The 17712-nt window shown below is 65.8% G+C and carries 15 protein-coding genes; 4 read left to right on the forward strand and 11 right to left on the reverse strand.

Going from position 1 to position 17712, the window contains the following annotated elements:
• Positions 1-3 precede the first annotated feature (3 nt).
• From ABQZ00_RS19890 to ABQZ00_RS19910, 5 genes are all read right to left on the reverse strand, one after another.
• Positions 4-480, reverse strand: a complete 477-nt coding sequence (locus tag ABQZ00_RS19890) for a SixA phosphatase family protein (protein WP_055853785.1) — start codon at positions 478-480, stop codon at positions 4-6.
• A 15-nt stretch (positions 481-495) separates the two neighbouring features.
• Positions 496-1128 (reverse strand): ParA family protein, encoded by a 633-nt coding sequence (locus ABQZ00_RS19895; RefSeq protein WP_055853787.1) that lies wholly within the window; start codon positions 1126-1128, stop codon positions 496-498.
• Positions 1129-1280: 152 nt separating this feature from the next.
• The gene (locus ABQZ00_RS19900) at positions 1281-2339 is read right to left on the reverse strand and encodes a hypothetical protein (RefSeq protein WP_323538397.1); all 1059 of its coding nucleotides are present in this window, start codon (positions 2337-2339) and stop codon (positions 1281-1283) included.
• 66 nt (positions 2340-2405) lie between these two features.
• The gene (locus ABQZ00_RS19905) at positions 2406-3323 is read right to left on the reverse strand and encodes an AEC family transporter (protein WP_055853790.1); all 918 of its coding nucleotides are present in this window, start codon (positions 3321-3323) and stop codon (positions 2406-2408) included.
• Between the two features lie 601 nt (positions 3324-3924).
• On the reverse strand, positions 3925-4560 hold the full coding sequence (locus ABQZ00_RS19910) for a tetratricopeptide repeat protein (RefSeq protein ID WP_115514957.1): 636 nt from the start codon (positions 4558-4560) through the stop codon (positions 3925-3927).
• Positions 4561-4755: 195 nt separating this feature from the next.
• On the opposite strand from ABQZ00_RS19910, the gene ABQZ00_RS19915 reads away from it, so the two are divergent.
• Positions 4756-8448, forward strand: coding sequence for an indolepyruvate ferredoxin oxidoreductase family protein (locus tag ABQZ00_RS19915; RefSeq protein WP_323538396.1), 3693 nt, complete (start codon positions 4756-4758; stop codon positions 8446-8448).
• A gap of 264 nt (positions 8449-8712) precedes the next feature.
• The gene (locus ABQZ00_RS19920) at positions 8713-8967 is read left to right on the forward strand and encodes a hypothetical protein (protein ID WP_323538395.1); all 255 of its coding nucleotides are present in this window, start codon (positions 8713-8715) and stop codon (positions 8965-8967) included.
• A 58-nt stretch (positions 8968-9025) separates the two neighbouring features.
• Here ABQZ00_RS19920 and egtD read toward each other — a convergent pair whose 3' ends face one another.
• The gene (egtD, locus tag ABQZ00_RS19925; protein ID WP_323538394.1) at positions 9026-10012 is read right to left on the reverse strand and encodes an L-histidine N(alpha)-methyltransferase; all 987 of its coding nucleotides are present in this window, start codon (positions 10010-10012) and stop codon (positions 9026-9028) included.
• Positions 10009-11298, reverse strand: coding sequence for an ergothioneine biosynthesis protein EgtB (gene egtB / locus ABQZ00_RS19930; RefSeq protein WP_323538393.1), 1290 nt, complete (start codon positions 11296-11298; stop codon positions 10009-10011). The genes egtD and egtB overlap by 4 nt, the downstream gene beginning before the upstream one ends.
• Before the next feature lie 65 nt (positions 11299-11363).
• Here egtB and ABQZ00_RS19935 point away from each other — a divergent pair, with 65 nt between their 5' ends.
• The gene (locus ABQZ00_RS19935) at positions 11364-12545 is read left to right on the forward strand and encodes an aminotransferase class V-fold PLP-dependent enzyme (protein WP_323538392.1); all 1182 of its coding nucleotides are present in this window, start codon (positions 11364-11366) and stop codon (positions 12543-12545) included.
• Positions 12546-12878: 333 nt separating this feature from the next.
• On the opposite strand, the gene ABQZ00_RS19940 is transcribed toward ABQZ00_RS19935, so the two are convergent.
• The 4 genes from ABQZ00_RS19940 to ABQZ00_RS19955 all read right to left on the reverse strand — a co-directional run bounded on the left by ABQZ00_RS19940 (position 12879) and on the right by ABQZ00_RS19955 (position 16724).
• Positions 12879-14351, reverse strand: coding sequence for an ABC transporter permease/substrate-binding protein (locus tag ABQZ00_RS19940; RefSeq protein WP_323538391.1), 1473 nt, complete (start codon positions 14349-14351; stop codon positions 12879-12881).
• The gene (locus ABQZ00_RS19945) at positions 14348-15085 is read right to left on the reverse strand and encodes an ATP-binding cassette domain-containing protein (protein ID WP_115558896.1); all 738 of its coding nucleotides are present in this window, start codon (positions 15083-15085) and stop codon (positions 14348-14350) included. The genes ABQZ00_RS19940 and ABQZ00_RS19945 overlap by 4 nt, the downstream gene beginning before the upstream one ends.
• Positions 15086-15133: 48 nt before the next feature.
• Positions 15134-15451 carry an EF-hand domain-containing protein gene (locus tag ABQZ00_RS19950; RefSeq protein ID WP_323538660.1) on the reverse strand — a complete coding sequence of 106 codons (318 nt, stop codon included), beginning with the start codon at positions 15449-15451 and terminating at the stop codon, positions 15134-15136.
• 67 nt (positions 15452-15518) lie between these two features.
• Positions 15519-16724 (reverse strand): DesA family fatty acid desaturase, encoded by a 1206-nt coding sequence (locus ABQZ00_RS19955; RefSeq protein ID WP_055854001.1) that lies wholly within the window; start codon positions 16722-16724, stop codon positions 15519-15521.
• A gap of 151 nt (positions 16725-16875) precedes the next feature.
• Between ABQZ00_RS19955 and ABQZ00_RS19960 the strand changes: the two genes are divergently transcribed.
• Entirely contained in the window at positions 16876-17712 is an 837-nt protein-coding gene (locus ABQZ00_RS19960) for an ABC transporter ATP-binding protein (RefSeq protein WP_055853814.1), read from the forward strand.

Genomic DNA, 17712 nt, shown 5'->3' on the forward strand with positions numbered 1-17712 from the left:
AGATCAAGGCCACCAGAAGGCGGTCAAACGGGCGATCCCCGGCTCGATGGTGGCGTCCAGCGGCAGGGCCAGCAAGACGATCGACGCGGTCGGCATGCCGCGGTAGTCGCCGGTCTGCCCGCTATGCATCAGCGCGGCCAGCCGCTCCAGGCCCGGGTTGTGGCCGACCAGCAGCAGGCGCTCGGCCTCGCGGTGTTCGTCCACCAGGCTGGCCAGGGTGCCGGGAGTGGCCTCGTAGATGCGTTCGTCCAGGCGTTGTTCGATGTAACCGGTGAGCTCGAGCACCGCCTCCAGCGTCTCGCGGGAGCGCCGGGCCGGCGAGCACAGCACGCGGTCGGGGACTAGCCGCTGTTCGCGCAGCCAGCGCCCGGCAGACTCCGCCTCGGCGATGCCGTGCGGGGACAGCGGGCGGTCGAAATCGGCCTGGCCGGTATCGGCCGGCTCTGCATGGGCGTGTCGCAACAAGATCAATTCGCGCATAGGAACTTTCCGGTTCTAGGACTTCTTGAGCCACTTCAACAGCGGCTCCCAGTCCTGTTGATGGTCGCGCACCTGCGCCGAGCGGTAATCGAACAAGCTGCGCCCCAGCCCGGCCATGACCACGTAGGCCTGGGTGTCGCGCAATTGGGTCACCAGCGGATATGGCCAAGTCCCGATCATCTCGGCGGCCTGCTGCGAGGTCTGGGTCCAGGGTCGGGCGCGATTGAGCACCAGGCCGACGGGGAGCTTGCGCTGGTGCACGCGCGGCACCTTGGCCAGCGTGTTGAGAAAGCCCACCACCGCTTCGATATCCAGTGCCGAGGACAGCACCGGCACCACGATGGCGTCGACGTGGTCCAGGAACCCGCTCAGGTCGTCGGCCATCGCACCGGCCGGCGCGTCGATGATCAGCTGGTCGGTACCATCGGGGACCGCCGCCTGCCAGTTGCGGCGCTTGGTGGCGTCGATCGGCAGCACCGCACTTTCGAGGCTGGCGCGTCGCTGCGCCCAGCGCGTGGACGAACCTTGCGGATCGGCATCTGCCAGCACGGTGCGCTGGCCCTGCAGGGCCGCATATGCGGCCAGGTTGGTGGCGATCGTGGTCTTGCCGACGCCGCCTTTGGAAGCGGCCACCAGGACTGTCTTCATGCACGCCTCGCTTCCGGGAGCAAGCCGGCAGCGTACACCGCGGCAAGGTGAGGAAGTAGTCGAAACGCGTTAAACGCGATGCGTGCGTTTGTCATCGCAGTGCAGCATCGGCGCACGGTTCAGCCGCGCACGTTTGCGGCGCACCTTGTGTCTCAGCGAATTGCGGCGACGGGATGCCAGTCCGCCGGCGGCAAAGCGGCAATGCCGCTGCGTTGCAAGGACGCGCGCAATGAGGGGATTTCACCTTGCGTCAACGTGATCTCGACCTCAGCAGCGGCCGTGGCAAAACTGGGCGTGCGGCGCTGTTGATGCTGCTGCAACCACCGCAACTCGCGTACCCGCGCGTGCCAATACGCAGCATCGCGGCCGGTGCTCAGGTCTGCCATGCGCTCGGAGCCGATCAACGCCGTTACCAGCATTGCGTCGTCGTTGCCCAGGTTGCCGAGGATGGCCATGCACTCATCGCGCAATGCAGGTGCGGCGATGGGCGGGGTGCATCGGCGCGTGACCTCGGCCAGCGACGGAATCACGTGCGCCGCCCAGGCGCCCATCACGTAGCCCATCGCCATCTCCGCACCAGTGGACGGCAGATCTTGTGCCTGCAGTTGCGCGCGCAGCTGCACCGATTGCAGTTGTGGCCATTGCATCCCGGCATAGGCGGCGTGCAAGGCCTGCCCCAGCGCAACGGCGCCGCTGTCGAAATGGTCTGCGCGTGCGGCGGCCTGCCAGGCGGATTCGGCGGCGAGCCGATCGCCACGTCGCTGCGCGGCGCTGAAGGCCCGCAACGGCGCATCGGCGTTGCCGGCATCGGCCTGTTCCAGAAAAACCACTGCGCCGGCTGGGTCGCAGCGCAGCTCCGCCGGGCAGCCGTTGGCCTCTACGCGCGCGACCAGCAGATCGCGGGGCCGTGCATCCAGCGCTCCTTGCAGCACTGCCCGCTGGGCTGGCGCGTAGCCGGTGGCGGCGGACTGCGCATCAGCCTGCGCGTCGTCGCTGAGCCATAGCAGGCCTGCAACATAACGCTGACGCGGCTGTTGGCTGGCGGCCAGGGTCTGCAGCCGCGCCTGCATGGCCTGGCCAACTTGCTGTGCCCACTGCTGCACCTCGGGTGCATTGGCGGGCTCGGGCATGGCAGGCGCTGTTGCCGCAGAGGCCGACAGGCTGGTGCCAAGGCACAGCAGCGCAACTGCGATCTGACGATATCCCTGCATATGCTTGTCTTCCGTGTGAGCGCGGCGCCATGCCGCAGGCCAGCATTTCATGCGGCTGCGGGCGTATCAAGCCACCAGGCGCGCCAGCAACCAGGACCAGGCGGGCAAGGTCAGCAGCGAGAGCAGGATGCTGTAGCCGACCATGGCGGCTGCCAGCCTGGGGGCCAGCCGATGCGAGATGGCCAGCGCGGCGGCGGTGATCATGGTGGGCATGGCCGATTCGAGCACGTTGGTCTGCAGCATCAGCCCGCGCAGGCCGAGCGCCCAGGACAGCGGCAGCGCCAGGATCGGCATCACCGCCAGCTTGAAGATCAGCCCCACCGCGAGTGGCTTGAGTTCGTCGGCGGGCAGACGCAACTGCAGCGAAAAGCCCACCGCCAGCATCACCAGCGGCAACATCGCATCGGCCAGGCTCTTGAGGCCTGCGCCGATCCAGGCCGGTGGCTGCGCGGGCATCAGCGTCAGCGCGAACAGCAGGGCCCACAACGGCGGGAACTTGAGGACACGGGTCAGTATGATTTTTGCGGTGGGCGGCGTATCGCCGCTGTAGCGCGCCAGCACGTACAGGCCGAAGGTGGACAGCAGCACGAAGGTGCCGAACTGGTCGTACACCACCGCGTACGGCAGGGCCTGGTCGCCCAGCAGCGCGCGCACCATCGGAAACCCGATGAAGCTGGAGTTGGTGAACACCACGCACATCAGCAGCGCGGCGTACTCGGCACGGCCGAAGCGCAACACGCGGCTGCAGCCCCACAGCAGCGGCACGATGATCGCGGTCAGCAGCCATGGTGTGGCGATCACCCCGGCGAGCGAGGCGTCCAGGTGCAGGCGCGGCACGTAAGTCAGCACCGAGGCTGGCAGACAGATGTACAACACGATGCGGTTGAGCACGTCGGCGCTGTTGTCCGGCAGCACCTTGAGCCGCGCGAACACCAGGCCAAGCCCCAGCATCGCCAGGATCAACGCAAATGCATCCACCGCCATGGCTGATCGTGTCTGTTGGAGAGCGATGCACAGAATCGCACAGCGCCGGGTCCAGGCATCGGGGGAAGGAGTGGAGGAGGGCTAGCTTGGCGTCGCGCTTACGCGAGGAACGCGTCGGCCAGATGGGCAAGCCCTTTAGGGCGCACCAGATCGAAGCCGGAACAATCGGTCGCGCGCGCCATTGAATCCCTGCACGAAGAACGCGTCGCCGTCGCTGCGCAGCGAGACTTCCATCGTTTGCCTATTCCGAAGCCAGTCTGTCGAGGGCGCGGTGCCCTCGCCGCTCGCGGCACAAGCAGTGAACCCATCGCTGCGGGCTCGATGGCGGTATCCATGCCGCCAACGGTCCCGCAATCGGCGAGGACACCGTACCCGGCAGGTTGCTGGCTGTTTTATTGAAAGCCCTGCATACCGACCAACTCGACTGGCCCTTGCCCGCTCACCGTCGCGGGACCTTAAGCGGTATGGCTGCCGCGTAAGGGCTGACAAGGAGGTCCTTGCAGCGTGTCCCGCGATGGTCGGCGGGCACGGACCCTGCAGCAAACCTGCAGACCACTGCACGGCATGCGCTGCAGGCGATCCCTGCAGCGCGGTGCGTCGCTTACGGAAACGCCGGCGGGCTTGCCTGCCATGCCGCAAAGACCTCGGCCAGGCTGGTGCGCTCTGCGTCGCGCCAATCCGGCAGCAGGCTGGCGTAATTGGCGGTGCTGCTCCAGCGATCGGGCCAGGTGCGCACGGCGGCGGCATACCACTCGGTAGCCTCCTGCTTGCGTCCGGCCCGCCACAACGTCAGTGCGGCGGTGATGGGCAACCATTCCGGCGTGGCCGGGCGGCCATTGGCCAGGTTGGCCCACTGCTGCAGCGCCTTGTCGGGCTTGTCGGCGCGCACCAGGTCCCAGCCGTAGTTCCAGGTGATGGTGCGATATTGCTGGCTGCCATTGGAGACCAATGCCAATGCCCCCTGGTAGAGCTCGTCACCCAGTTGCGTCCGTCCGCCGGCATAGGCCAGCGACGCCAGCTGGGCGCGCGGTTCGGCGGCGCGTGCGTCACGCTGCACCATCGCTGCCAGACGGTCGACCACGGCATCGCCCTGCCCCGGCACAGCGACCACGGCCTTGGTGGTGCTGCGGTCTTCGTCGAAATAGAACTCCTTGGGCTTGGGCAGGCTCTGCGCCTGCGCCAGCGACCACACGCCTCCGAGCAGGACCAAGGCGGCCCATGCGTATTTCCTTTTCACTGTATTTTCCCCTGAAACAGCAAACGACCCTTCCCGTCCCCATCCTACCCGCAGCGCGACGGCTGTGCATCCGCATGCGAACGGGCGCGTGAAGGCTGACTGTTACACTTTGCGCCGCCGTTTTGGAATCCGTCGGGCGGGTCATTGGTTTCAGATGACACGCACCGGGTCCCAGCCACCCTTTCCGGGCACGCCATGACCAGTACCGCTGCACTCTCTTCTCCCGACTCTGCCAACACGCCGGAGCTCGGCCGGGTGGATGCGGACTACACGCTGGACCACAAATACACGCGCACCGATGGGCGCATCTATCTGTCCGGCGTGCAGGCCCTGGTGCGGCTGCCGTTGCTGCAACGCCTGCGCGACGACGCGGCCGGCCTGGACACCGCCGGCTTCATCAGCGGCTACCGCGGCAGCCCCTTGGGCGGGCTGGATCTGGAACTGTGGCGCGCGCGCAAGCATCTGGATGCCGCCAGGGTGACCTTTACCCCGGGCCTCAACGAGGACCTGGCCGCCACCATGGTGTGGGGCACCCAGCAGACCAACCTGCTCCCCGGCGCCAAGGTGCAGGGCGTGTACGGCATGTGGTACGGCAAGGGCCCGGGCGTGGACCGCAGCGGCGATGTGTTCAAGCACGGCAATGCTGCCGGCACTTCGCCGTTTGGCGGCGTGCTGGCGCTGGCCGCCGACGACCATGCCTGCCGCAGCTCGACGCTGCCGCATGGGTCGGAAGACGAATTCGTCAGCGCGATGATGCCCATCCTCAACCCGGCCGGGGTGCAGGACATCCTGGACATGGGCTTGCTGGGCTGGGCGATGAGCCGCTACACCGGGCGCTGGATCGGCTTCAAGACCATCGCCGAGACGGTGGAATCGTCCGCGTCGGTGCAGGTGGACCCGTTCGCGCGCAGCATCGTGCTGCCGGAGGATTTCGCGCTGCCGCCGGGCGGTTTGAGCATCCGTTGGCCGGACCCGCCGGTGGACCAGGAAATGCGTCTGCATCGCTATGCGGTGGCGGCGGCACAGGCATTCGCACGGGCAAACCAGATCGACCGGATCGTGCTGGATTCGCCACGTGCGCGGCTGGGCATCGTCACCACCGGCAAGAGCTATCTGGACGTATTGCAGGCGCTGGAATACCTGGGCCTGGATGCGCAGGCCTGCGCGCAGATCGGTATCCGCGTGTACAAGGTGGGCATGACCTGGCCGCTGGAACCGGTGGGCATCAGCGCGTTCGCGCAGGGGCTCGACGACATCGTGGTGGTGGAAGAAAAGAAGGCCTTCATCGAGCGCCAGATGAAGGAGCTGTTCTACAACTGGCCGGCCAATGCCGGTGCGCGGCCGAGCATCGTCGGCAAGTACGACGAACTCGGCGCATGGATTTTGCCGTCGACCGGCGAGCTGACCCCGGCCACGATCGCCGCGGTGATCGGCAAGCGCATACAGCGGTTTTTCACTGCCGATTCGATCGAGCAGCGGTTGCGCTGGATGGAGACCAAGGAAGCGGAAATGGCCTTGCCGCGCGCGCAGTTCCCGCGCGTGCCGCATTACTGCTCGGGCTGCCCGCACAACACCTCCACGGTGGTGCCGGAAGGCTCCCGCGCGCTGGGCGGCATCGGGTGCCATTACATGGTGACCTGGATGAACCGCTCCACCGACACCTTCACCCACATGGGCGGCGAAGGCGTGACGTGGTCGGGGCAGGCGCCGTTTACCGACACCCCGCACGTGTTTCAGAACCTGGGCGATGGCACGTATTTCCACAGCGGCTCGTTGGCGATTCGCCAATCGGTCGCCACCGGCGTCAACATCACCTACAAGATTCTCTACAACGATGCGGTGGCCATGACCGGCGGCCAGCCGGTGGACGGCACGCTCACCGTGCCCGACATCGCCCATCAGCTGCGCGCCGAAGGCATCCATGAGATTGCGGTGGTCAGCGACGACATCGGCAAGTGGACGCGGCGGCGCGATCTATTTCCCGCTGATGTGGCATTTCATGATCGTGGCGAGCTGGATGCGGTGCAACAGCACCTGCGCACGGTCAAGGGTGTGTCGATCCTGATCTTCGATCAGACCTGCGCCACCGAAAAACGCCGACGCCGCAAGCGCGGCAAGCTGGTCGACCCGCCCAAGCGCGTCATGATCAATTCGCTGGTCTGCGAAGGCTGCGGCGATTGCGGCGAGAAAAGTTTTTGCGTGTCAGTGCTGCCCAAAGAAACCGAATTCGGGCGCAAGCGGCAAATCGATCAATCCAATTGCAACAAGGATTATTCCTGCGTCTCCGGGTTCTGCCCGAGCTTTGTCACCGTGCATGGCGGTGCGCCGCGCAAGGGCAAACAACGCGATGCCAGCGCATTGCTGGATAACCTGCCCGCACCGCCGCAACGCACCACGCTGGAGCAACCCTGGAACATCCTGATCACCGGCGTCGGCGGCACTGGCGTGGTCACCATCGGTGCGCTGCTGGGCATGGCCGGGCATCTGGAAGGCAAGGGCGCCACGGTGCTGGACCAGACCGGCCTGGCGCAAAAAGGTGGCGCGGTCACCACGCATATCCGCATCGCGCGCACGCCCGGCGACATCCATGCGGTGCGCATCGCCGCCGGCGAAGCCGACCTGGTGGTGGGCTGCGACATGGTGGTGGTCAACGATTATTGGGCGCTGTCCAAGGTGCGCGATGGCCGCACCCAGGTGGTGCTCAACACCTATGAAGCGATGCCGGGCAGCTTCACCACGCAGCCGGACCTGCAGTTCCCGGCTGCCGAGATCATTGCCGGTGTGCGTACCGCGCTTGGCGGACAGGAGCCGTTATTGCTCGACGCCACGCAACTGGCCACTGCACTGCTGGGCGATGCGATCGCCAGCAATCTGTTCGTATTGGGCTATGCCTGGCAGCACGGGTTGGTGCCGTTGTCGCATGCGGCATTGATGCGTGCGATCGAACTCAATGGCGCGGCGGTGGCAATGAATCAGCAAGCCTTCGCCTGGGGCCGGCTGGCGGCGGTGGATCTGCCGGCGGTGCAACGCGCTGCAGGTCTGGCCAACGCTGACGCGTCTGCACATCGACACGGTGACACACCCGCCGCGCGTGCGCCCGGTAGCTGGGAAGACCACACTCTCAGCGGACAGAACGCACCGCGTGCGTTGGCGCAAACCGATGGCAGCACACTGCATGGCGATGTGGATGCACCGGTGCATCCACTCGACGATGAGCAGCTGACGCAGTCGCTGGACGAGGCGATTACCCGCCGCATCGCGTTTCTCACCGACTACCAGGACGCTGCCTACGCGCAGCGCTATCGCGCGCTGGTGGAACGCGTGCGCACACACGAGGCCCAACGCGCACCCGGCAGCACGGCGTTGACCGAAGCGGTGGCGCGCTACGCCTTCAAGCTGATGGCCTACAAGGACGAATATGAAGTGGCGAGGTTATATACGCGTGGTGATTTCCAGCGCCGCCTGCAGCAGCAGTTCGAAGGCGACTACACGGTGCGCTTTCACCTGGCACCGCCGCTGCTGGCCAAGAAGGATGCACACGGCCATCTGATCAAGCGCGAATACGGGCCGTGGATGTTCAGCGCTTTCAAGCTGCTGGCACGGCTGAAATTCCTGCGCGGGGGCAAGCTCGATGTGTTCGGCTACACCGCCGAGCGGCGCAGCGAGCGCCAGCTGATTGTCGATTACCTCGCCACCGTGGACGGGCTGCTGGATAGCGTGGATGCCGACAACGTGGGGCTCGCCGCGCAGATCGCCAGCATTCCCGAACACATCCGCGGCTATGGGCACGTCAAGGAGGCGCATCTGCGTGAGGCCAAGGCGCGCGAAGCGGCCTTGCTGGCGCAGTGGCGCAACCCGAAGGTGCTGCATGTGGTGCAGGCGGCTTGATGTCGCCGAGCGATGACACCTCGCCGATGTAAGCGATCGGCAACATCCAGCTGGAGACGACTGGGTGCTTGAGCGCGAATCGGCCTGTCGATGTAAGCGATCGACGACATTGCGCCAATGTCGTCGGGCAGTTCGGTCTCGCCGGCGCGCAGGCCAAGATCGCATTGCTGCACGACGGGCAACAGTGGGTCATCCCGGCCGGACGCGTCCCGACCACGCATCTCCTCAAACCACCGAGCGGCGAATACGACGGGTTTTTCGAAAATGAAGGTCGGCAGCCACTATCGCTGGTGGGACATTCGTCCAGGCGACTGGCGGCAACTGGCCGAAACGCTGCGCCTGGACGCCATGACCTGCCTCGCCTGGATGGAGATGGCCGCAAGCGACCTGCCCGATCAGGCGCGTGATCTTGCCGTCGTGCTTCGGCAGGAAGGCGTCGCGCATCCGGTTCTGGATGCGCTGGTGGATGCCATCGCCGCTTCGTGCCAACGCATGCGCACACTGTTGCAATCGAACTGATCGATGGTTGGAACCGTATCGCCACGCCGCACTCGGCCATGGTGGCAATCCGGTTCGCTCACACCGGGCGCAGCAGGCGCAGCCCGAACCAATCCTTCGCATCGTTCCAGCCGTGCGTGACCTTGAGCCCGGCGGCGGCGGCCAGTTCGGCAAAACGCGCATCGGTGTATTTGTAGCTGTATTCGACCTGCATGGCTTCGCCTTCGGCAAAGGCGAATTCCTTTCCGCCCACGTGCACGCGTTGGTCGCGCTGACTGATCAAAAAGGTTTCGATGCGGCCGCGTTCGCGCGCATACACCGCGTGGTGACGGAAACCATCCAGATCGAAGTCGCTGCCGATCTCGCGATTGAGCCGCGCCAACAGGTTCAACGTGAACTCGGCAGTGACGCCGGCCGCATCGTTATAGGCGGCTTCGATCAGGCCGGCATCCTTGTCCAGATCGATGCCGATCAAGGCGCAACCATCGCTGCCCATGGTCTGGCGCATCGCATCCATCAAGGCGATGGCGGCGGTGTCGGTGAAGTTGCCTAGCGTCGAGCCGGGGAAGAACACCACGTGTCGGCGTGAAGGGCGCTGCGCATCGGGAAGACGCAACGGTTTGGTGAAGTCGGTGCAGACCGGCAGCATCTGAATCTGCGGAAATTGCTGGGTCAAGCGAGCCGTGCTTTCCAGCAATGCGGTGCGCGAAATTTCCAACGGCGTGTACGCCACCACATCGCGCAGGCCTTGCAGCAGCAGCTCGGTCTTGCGGCCACTGCCGCTGCCGTATTCGACCACATGCACGTCGGGGCCGATCGCGTGCGCGATCGAGGACATGCTGGCTTCCAGCAGCGTCAATTCTGTGCCGGTGAGGTAATACTCCGGCTGCCGGGTGATGGCTTCGAACAGCTGCGAGCCGCGGGCGTCGTAGAAATACTTGGACGGCAGCGTCTTGGGTGTTTGCGACAGGCCCGCCAGTGCGTCGGCGGTGATGTCGTCCGGCTGCGGACGCAGATCGGTCAGCGCGGCATGGGCGCGTTGCATGGCATGGGCGGCGGCGTTCAAGGCAGATCCTTGGCAAGACGCACGCCGGCAAACTGCCAACGCGCATCGGAGGGGAAAAAGTTGCGGTAACTGGCGCGCAGGTGACTGGCCGGCGTGGCGCAGCTGCCACCGCGCAGCACCCATTGCGCATTCATGAATTTGCCGTTGTATTCGCCCAACGAGCCAGGCCATGGTGCGAAACCCGGATACGGCAGATAGGCACTGCCGGTCCACTCCCACACATCGCCAAACAGCTGCTGCATGCCGGTGTCCACGGCCTGCGCAGCACGTGGATGCAGTGCGTCGGTATCGACAAAATTGCCCTGCACCGGCACCCCGGCAGCCGCTTGTTCCCACTCTGCTTCGGTGGGCAGACGCGCACCGGCCCAGCGTGCGAACGCATCGGCTTCGAACAGGCTCAGGTGACAGACCGGCGCGTGCGCATCGCGCGTGCGCCAGCCATCCAGGGTGAATTCGCGTCCATCTGCATCCCAGTACAGCGGATGCTGCCAACCCTGCGCCTGCACCATCGCCCAGCCATCGCTGAGCCAGGCACCGGCGCTGCGGTAACCGCCGGCGTCGATGAACTCCTGGAACTCGGCATTGGTGACGACACGGCTGGCCAAGGCATGCGCCCCGATCAGCACGCGGTGGCGCGGCGACTCGTTGTCGTAGGCAAACGTGTCGCACTGCGGCCACGTGGCTGCACCGATCTCTGCAATCTGCTCATCGCGCGCATGCCAACGCAGTGCACTCGGCAATGCAGCTTCGGGGGCGGGCGCATCGCGGTAGGCCGGCTGCAGCGGATTGCTCCACAACGCGTGCTTGATGTCGGTCAGCAACAATTCCTGATGCTGCTGCTCGTGCTGGATGCCCAGTTGCACGATGGTGCAGGCCTGCGCGTCGAGCGCGCCATCTTGCAAGCGCTGCTGCATGTGGGTGTCGACGGCCGCGCGATAGTCGCGCACCTGCTGCAACGATGGCCGCGACAACACCCCGCGACGTGTACGCGCATGCATCGGGCCCACACTTTGATAGTAACTATTGAACAAGAAATCCCACGCCGGGTCGAAAACGCGGTACGCAGGGTCGGCCTGCAGCACGAAGCGTTCAAAAAACCAGGTGGTGTGCGCCAGATGCCATTTGCTGGGGCTGGCATCGGGCATGCTCTGCACCATCGCGTCTTCCGCGCTCAGAGGTGCGGCAAGACGGTCGCTCAGCGCGCGGGTCTGCGCATAGCGTCGCAGCAGCGTCAACTGCTGTTGCTGGCGGTCGACCACCAGGGGTGAGAGTGCAGACATCGCCATATGCTTGAGGAGCGTCCGTGAACGCGCCGTGTCGGCGGCATGGCAGCCAGCGGTAAGCTGTTGGCATGCCATCGTCTTCGCTGCCCAGTTCGCTCCCCACTCCTGTCGCCTGGGAACACCGGCACCGCGCATTTGCGCTACCCGATGAGGTCATCTATCTGGACGCTGCTTCGCGCGGGCCATTACTGACTGCGGTGCAGGCTGTGGCGCATCAGGCGGTCGATGCGATGGCCACGCCGTGGCGGTTGCCATTCGATGCATGGCTGCACGACATCGAGCAGTTACGCAGCTTGGCCGCAGGTCTGTTCGACAACGATGTCGATGCGGTGGCGCTGTTGCCGTCGGCCGCGCATGGGCTGGCCACGGCTGCACGCAATCTGCCACTGCATCGCGGCGACGCGGTGCTGCTGCTGGACGGGCAATTCCCGTCCAACCTGCTGATCTGGCAACGGCGCTGCGCCGAGGTCGGTGCACACATTGTGGCGGTACCGACCACTGCCGGCACGGTGCTGACCGACGCGGTGCTGGAGGCGGTTGAACAGACGCCTGCGCTGCGCATCGTCAGCCTGCCGCATGCGTACTGGCTGGACGGGCGGCAGCTGGACCTGGACCGGATCAGCGCGGCGGTGCATGCGCGCGGTGCGGCGCTGGTGCTGGATCTGAGCCAAAGCCTGGGCGTCATGCCGACCGACCTGCCGCGCTGGAAACCCGAGTTCGTGGTCAGTGTCGGCCATAAATGGCTGCTGGGGCCGATGGGCCTGGCCTGGCTATGGGTGGCGCCGCAGTGGCGCACGCAGGGCGTGCCGATCGAAGAACACTGGATCGGCCGGGATGCCGGCAGCAGCTGGGAATTTCCGGTGGCGCAGGCGCCGGAGTATCGCGAAGGGGCACGGCGGTTCGATGCCGGCGGCGTTGCCGACCCGTTGCGGATTGCGATGGCAACGGCCGCCCTGCAGCAGGTGACGGCCTGGCAACCCGCACGTATCGCTGTGGCGCTCGGCGCACTGACCGCGCAGTGGGATGCGGCGTTATCCGCGCACGGGCTCGGCAGCTGGTGCACCCCCGGCCATGCGCCGCATCTGACCGCGTTGCAGCCGCCGGCCAACCAATTGGATGCGGTGGCAAAGACGCTCGGCGAGCAGGGCGCGATCTGCACGCGGCGGCATGGACGTTTACGTATCGCACCGCACCTGAGTGTTGCCGACGATGCCCTCCTACGCTTGATTGCTGCGCTGCCAGGACAGTGAAGCGGTACGTCAGCGTATGTAGGAGCGGACCTGGCCGCGACGGAGCGTTGTCCGAGTAACGCGGTGTCGCGGCCGGGTCCGCTCCTACGGGTTCGTGCGCATTGGTTGTCTGCGGTTGAATCGCTGCACCACCGCGCTGGCTGAGTCGCAAGTAGTGCGTGCGTGTCGCCGAAGATTCGCTATGACGCTTGATTGCTGCGCTGCCAGGGCAGTGAAGCGGTACGCCAGCGCATGTAGGAGCGGACCTGGCCGCGACGGGGCGTTGTCCGAGTAACGCGGTGTCGCGGCCGGGTCCGCTCCTACGGGTTCATGGGGGGATTGGTTGCCCGCTGCTTAACCGCGCTGACTGAGCCGCAGGCCGCGTGGGGTTGCCCAACGCTCCAGCCCTTCGAATGCCGCCTGTACCAGCAGGGCGAGGATGGCGGCGGGGATCGCGCCTTCCAGAATCAAGCCAATGTCGTCGAGACGGATGCCGGTGAGAATTGGCTGGCCATACCCACCGGCACCGATCAGCGCACCCAAGGTGGCGGTGCCCACGTTGATGACCGCAGCGGTCTGGATACCGGCCACGATGGTGCGGCGGGCCAGCGGCAATTCCACGCGCCACAACCGCGTCCAGGCCGGCAACCCGATCGCTTCGGCGGTCTGGCGTAGCTCGCGCGGAATCGAGGTGAGCCCGGCATGGGTATTGCGCACGATCGGCAGCAGGCTATACAGAAACAACGCGGCAATTGCCGGCTTTGCGCCGATGCCGAACAACGGAATCATGAAGACGAACACGGCCAACGAGGGCAGCGTCTGCAACACACCGGTCAACGACAACACCACCTGGCCTAGCCGCGGCCGCCGCGCTGCGAGCACACCCAAGGGCAGCGCGATCAGCAACGCGAAGCCCAGCGAGATGCCGACCAGTGCCAGATGCTCGCGGGTGTGGCGCAGCAACCGGCCGATGCGCGAATCCGCCTGCGCCGTGGCCGCAACGCCCAGCCATTGCGCGGCCACCGCCGCCTCGGACTGCCGCTGCAGTTTCACCTGCGCATTGAGCCGCTGCATGGTGGATTCGTCGATCCGTCCCTGCAGACCTTGCAAAGCCTTGAGCATCGCCGGTGCACGCTGCGCCAGGTCCTTGCGATACAAAAACACCGCTTGATACTCCGGGAAGTATTGGCGGTCGTCGCGCAGCACTTGCAGCTGGTAATACGGAATCTCCGCATCGGTGCTGTATAGATCGGTGACCTCGATCGCCCCGCTTTGCAGCGCGCGATAAGCCAGATCGTGATCCAGCCCGGTGGCGGTTTGCGGCAAGCCGTAGGCCGCACGCACGCCGGGCCAGCCGTCGGCACGCTGCATGAATTCATTGCTCAAACCGATCTTCAGTGCCGGGTGGCGGGCCAGATCCGAGAGCGATGCGATGCCCAGCGCCTGCGCACGCGCGCGGCGCATGCCAAATGCATAGGTGTCCTGAAACCCCAGCGACTCGGTCATCGCCAGACCGCGTGCGTCCAGCACGGCACGCAGCTCGGCGTGGCTGGCCTTGGGCAACTGCAACAGTTCCTGTGCCAGGGTGCCGGTGTATTCGGCGTAGGCATCGATCTGGCCGGTTTCCAGCGCGCGCCACAGGATGCGCGTGCCGCCGAGCTGGGCGCGGTGTTGCACGTCCACGCCATCGCGCCGACCGGCTGCAGTGGCGATTTCGCCCAGGATCACTGCCTCGGTAAAGTTCTTCGAGCCGATGGTCACCGGCGCGGCCTGCGCGCCAAGGCTGCAGATCAGCAGCAGCATTGCCGCAAAGAGGCGCGCCATCATGCGGCGTCGCCGATGCTGCGTTGTGCGGTGAGAAACCGCTGCACGAACGCGTCAGCCGGCTGCTCAAGCAGCTCGCGCGCACTGCCCTGCTGTACCACGCGGCCGGCGCGCATCAGCACCAGCGTGTCGGCCAGATACGCCGCTTCGGCGACATCATGGGTGACCAGCACCACGGTCTTGCCAAGCTGCGCAAACAGCGCACGCATCTGCGCCTGCAGGTCGTAGCGCACGATCGGGTCGAGCGCGCCCAGCGGTTCGTCCAGCAGCAGCGCAGGCGGGTCCAGCATCAAGGCGCGGATCAGTCCCACGCGTTGGCGCTGCCCACCGGAGAGTTCGGCCGGATAGCGCGCCAGCAACTCCGGTGGCAACTGGCACAACGTGCACAGGCTATCCAAGCGCGCATCGATGCGTTGCTGCGTCCAGCCCAAGGTCTGCGCCAGCAGCACCACATTGCTGCGCGCGTCCAGGTGGGGAAACAGCCCACCTTCCTGGATGACATAGCCAATGCGTTGGCGTTGCGCCTGCAGGCTGGCGCGCGCCAATGGCACACCATCGACAGCGACCGTGCCGCTGTCAGGCCATTCCAGCCCCACCAGCATGCGCAACACAGTGGACTTGCCGGCGCCGCTGGGGCCGATCAACGCCGTCGTGACGCCGCTGGCAAAGCCCAGCGTGACCGTGTCGAGTGCGATGGCCTGGCCGTAGCGGCGGCTAACCTGGTCGAGAGTGAACATGCGCGCGAGCTTGCCGAACGCGACGTCAGGCACGCGCGAAGGTGCGCATCAGCGCGGCGGCGCCAGCAGTTCGCGCGCGCTCAGATAATCATCGCCGTTGGCGTCCTGGCGTGCGAAGCGCTCGATCAAGGTCGCGCGATGCGCAGCGCGGGTGATTGGCTTGCCGCGCCGGCCCGGCAGTTCGTCGCCTTGCAGCACACCGTCGTGATCGACATCGCGCTGATCGAAGGCGTAGCTCATCCAGTCCAGATATTCATCGCGGCTGACGCGGCCATCGCCATCGGTGTCCATGCGCTTGAGATAGTCCTGGCTGTCCTGCACCTGGGCATGCGCTGCAGACGCGCACGCACAGACGATGCAGGCCATCAGCAGCGCGCGCGTCACCGAACGTTTCCAGCCGCGTGCGCCCACCGCAGTACGCGTGCCGCTGCGCTTACGCGCCACTCAGTGCGTAGCCCTTGAGCCGCGCCGCGTACGCCTGCAGCGCGGCGTTGCCACTGGCTTCGGCCTCATGGCACCACTGCTGCAACTGCTTGAGACGCTCGGACGCATCATGGCTACGCGCTTCCAGCACCGCGGTCAGGCGCGCGCGGTACTCGACCAACGTGCGCATGCGCGGACGTTGCGCCACCCAGGCCTGCAACTGCGCGCGCGCATCCGGCTTGAGCCAGCGCCCGTCATCGACCAGGCCCTTGCGCAAGCGCCGCGGCAACAACTCACGCAACTTGGCGCCGGTGGCGGCGGCTTCCTCGCGCAACGCCGGCTTGAGCACGTTGCGCTGGTAATCGGTCATGGCCTGGAAGCGATGCGACAACAGCGCTTTCAGCGTATCGGCATCGGGCACGGCGATATTGGGGCGGATATCCAGCGACGGGGCAACACGCAGCACCTTGGCCAGACCCATGGCCTGCAGTCCGCGAATCGCGATCCAGCCGATATCCAGTTCCCAACGCCGCATCGAAAACCGTGCCGAACTCGGGAACGCGTGGTGATTGTTGTGCAGTTCTTCGCCACCGATCCACAGCGCCCACGGGGTGAGGTTGGTGGAGGTGTCGGCGGATTCGAAATTGCGATAGCCCCACCAGTGGCCCAGACCATTGACCACGCCGGCGGCCCAGAACGGAATCCATGCCATCTGGATTGCCCATAGCGCAATGCCGGGCAAGCCAAACAACACGCCGTTGAGCACCAGCAGCGCGATCGGCCCGGCATTGGCGTGCGGGGTGTACAGATGCCGCTCGATCCAGTCGCTGGGCGCGCCCTTGCCGTACTGCTCGATGTCGGCACGTTGCGCGCGCGCTTCGCGGTACAGCTCCACGCCGCGCCAGAACACCTGCTTGATGCCCTTGGTCTGCGGGCTGTGCGGGTCTTCGTCGGTTTCGACCTTGGCGTGATGCTTGCGATGGATGGCCACCCATTCGCGGGTGATCATCGAGGTGGTGAGCCAGGTCCAGAAGCGGAAGAAGTGCGCTACCACCGGATGAAAATCCACACCGCGGTGCGCCTGGCTACGATGCAGGTACAAGGTCACCGCAAAGATGGTGAGCTGGGTGAACACCAGCAGCACCGCGAGCATGCCCCACACACCCAGCCCGGCCACGCCAGCGGTCAGGAAGTCGATGATCGGATCGGACAGCATCGGCAGTTCCACGGCGGCGGTTTCTCGTTGGTCGATGCAGACATGATGGGGGCGATCGCGGCAAACTTCACCCTTCGGATGCGTAGGGTGACGCCTGCCTTCCTAAAGCGGTTCACACGTGTCTTCTCCCTTACTGCCTGATGTCTTGCGTATGACTGTTTCCACCGATGTTGCCGATACGTTTGCCGATGCGCCTGCGCTGATCGAACTCGACCAGGCAAGTGTGATGCGCGGCCAGATCCGTGTGCTGCATGCGTTGCGTTTGCGGATCGCGCTTGGCCAGCACACCGCCATCCTCGGCCCCAACGGCTGCGGCAAATCCTCGTTCATCAAGCTCATCACGCGCGAGCTGTATCCACTGGCGCGTGGCGATGGCCAGCCCGCGGTGAAGGTGCTGGGGCAGGCGCGCTGGCAGGTGGAGCGGTTGCGCTCGCAGCTGGGGATCGTCAGCGGCGATCTGAGCGTCAATCTGGCGGACATGCCGGGGCTGGATGTCGAAAGCGCGGTGCTGTCCGGCTTCTTCGCCAGCTACGTGGTGCCACCGCATCACGAGGTCAGTGACGACATGCGCGCGCGGGCACGTGAGGCCTTGGCGCTGGCGCGCGCCCTGCCGTTGCTGGATCGACCGTTTGCCGAGTTGTCGGCCGGCGAGACCCGCCGCGTGCTGATCGCGCGCGCCCTGGTCAACCGCCCGCAGGCGCTGTTACTGGACGAGCCGTCCACCGGCCTGGACCTGGTGGCGCGCCAATACATGCTCGACACCTTGCGCGACCTTGCCCGGCAAGGCATCACGCTGGTGCTGGTGACCCACCACATCGAAGAGATCGTGCCGGAAATCGCGCGGGTGATTCTGCTGCGCGCCGGCACGGTGATCGCCGATGGTCCGCGCGATGCGCTGCTGACCGATGCCAGCCTGTCGGCAGCGTTCGACGGCCCGGTGCGCGTGCACCGCGACGGCGAGCGCTATTGGGCGACGGTGGGGGAATAA

It is taken from the genome of Xanthomonas sp. WHRI 10204 (assembly GCF_040202875.1).
GTDB lineage: Bacteria > Pseudomonadota > Gammaproteobacteria > Xanthomonadales > Xanthomonadaceae > Xanthomonas.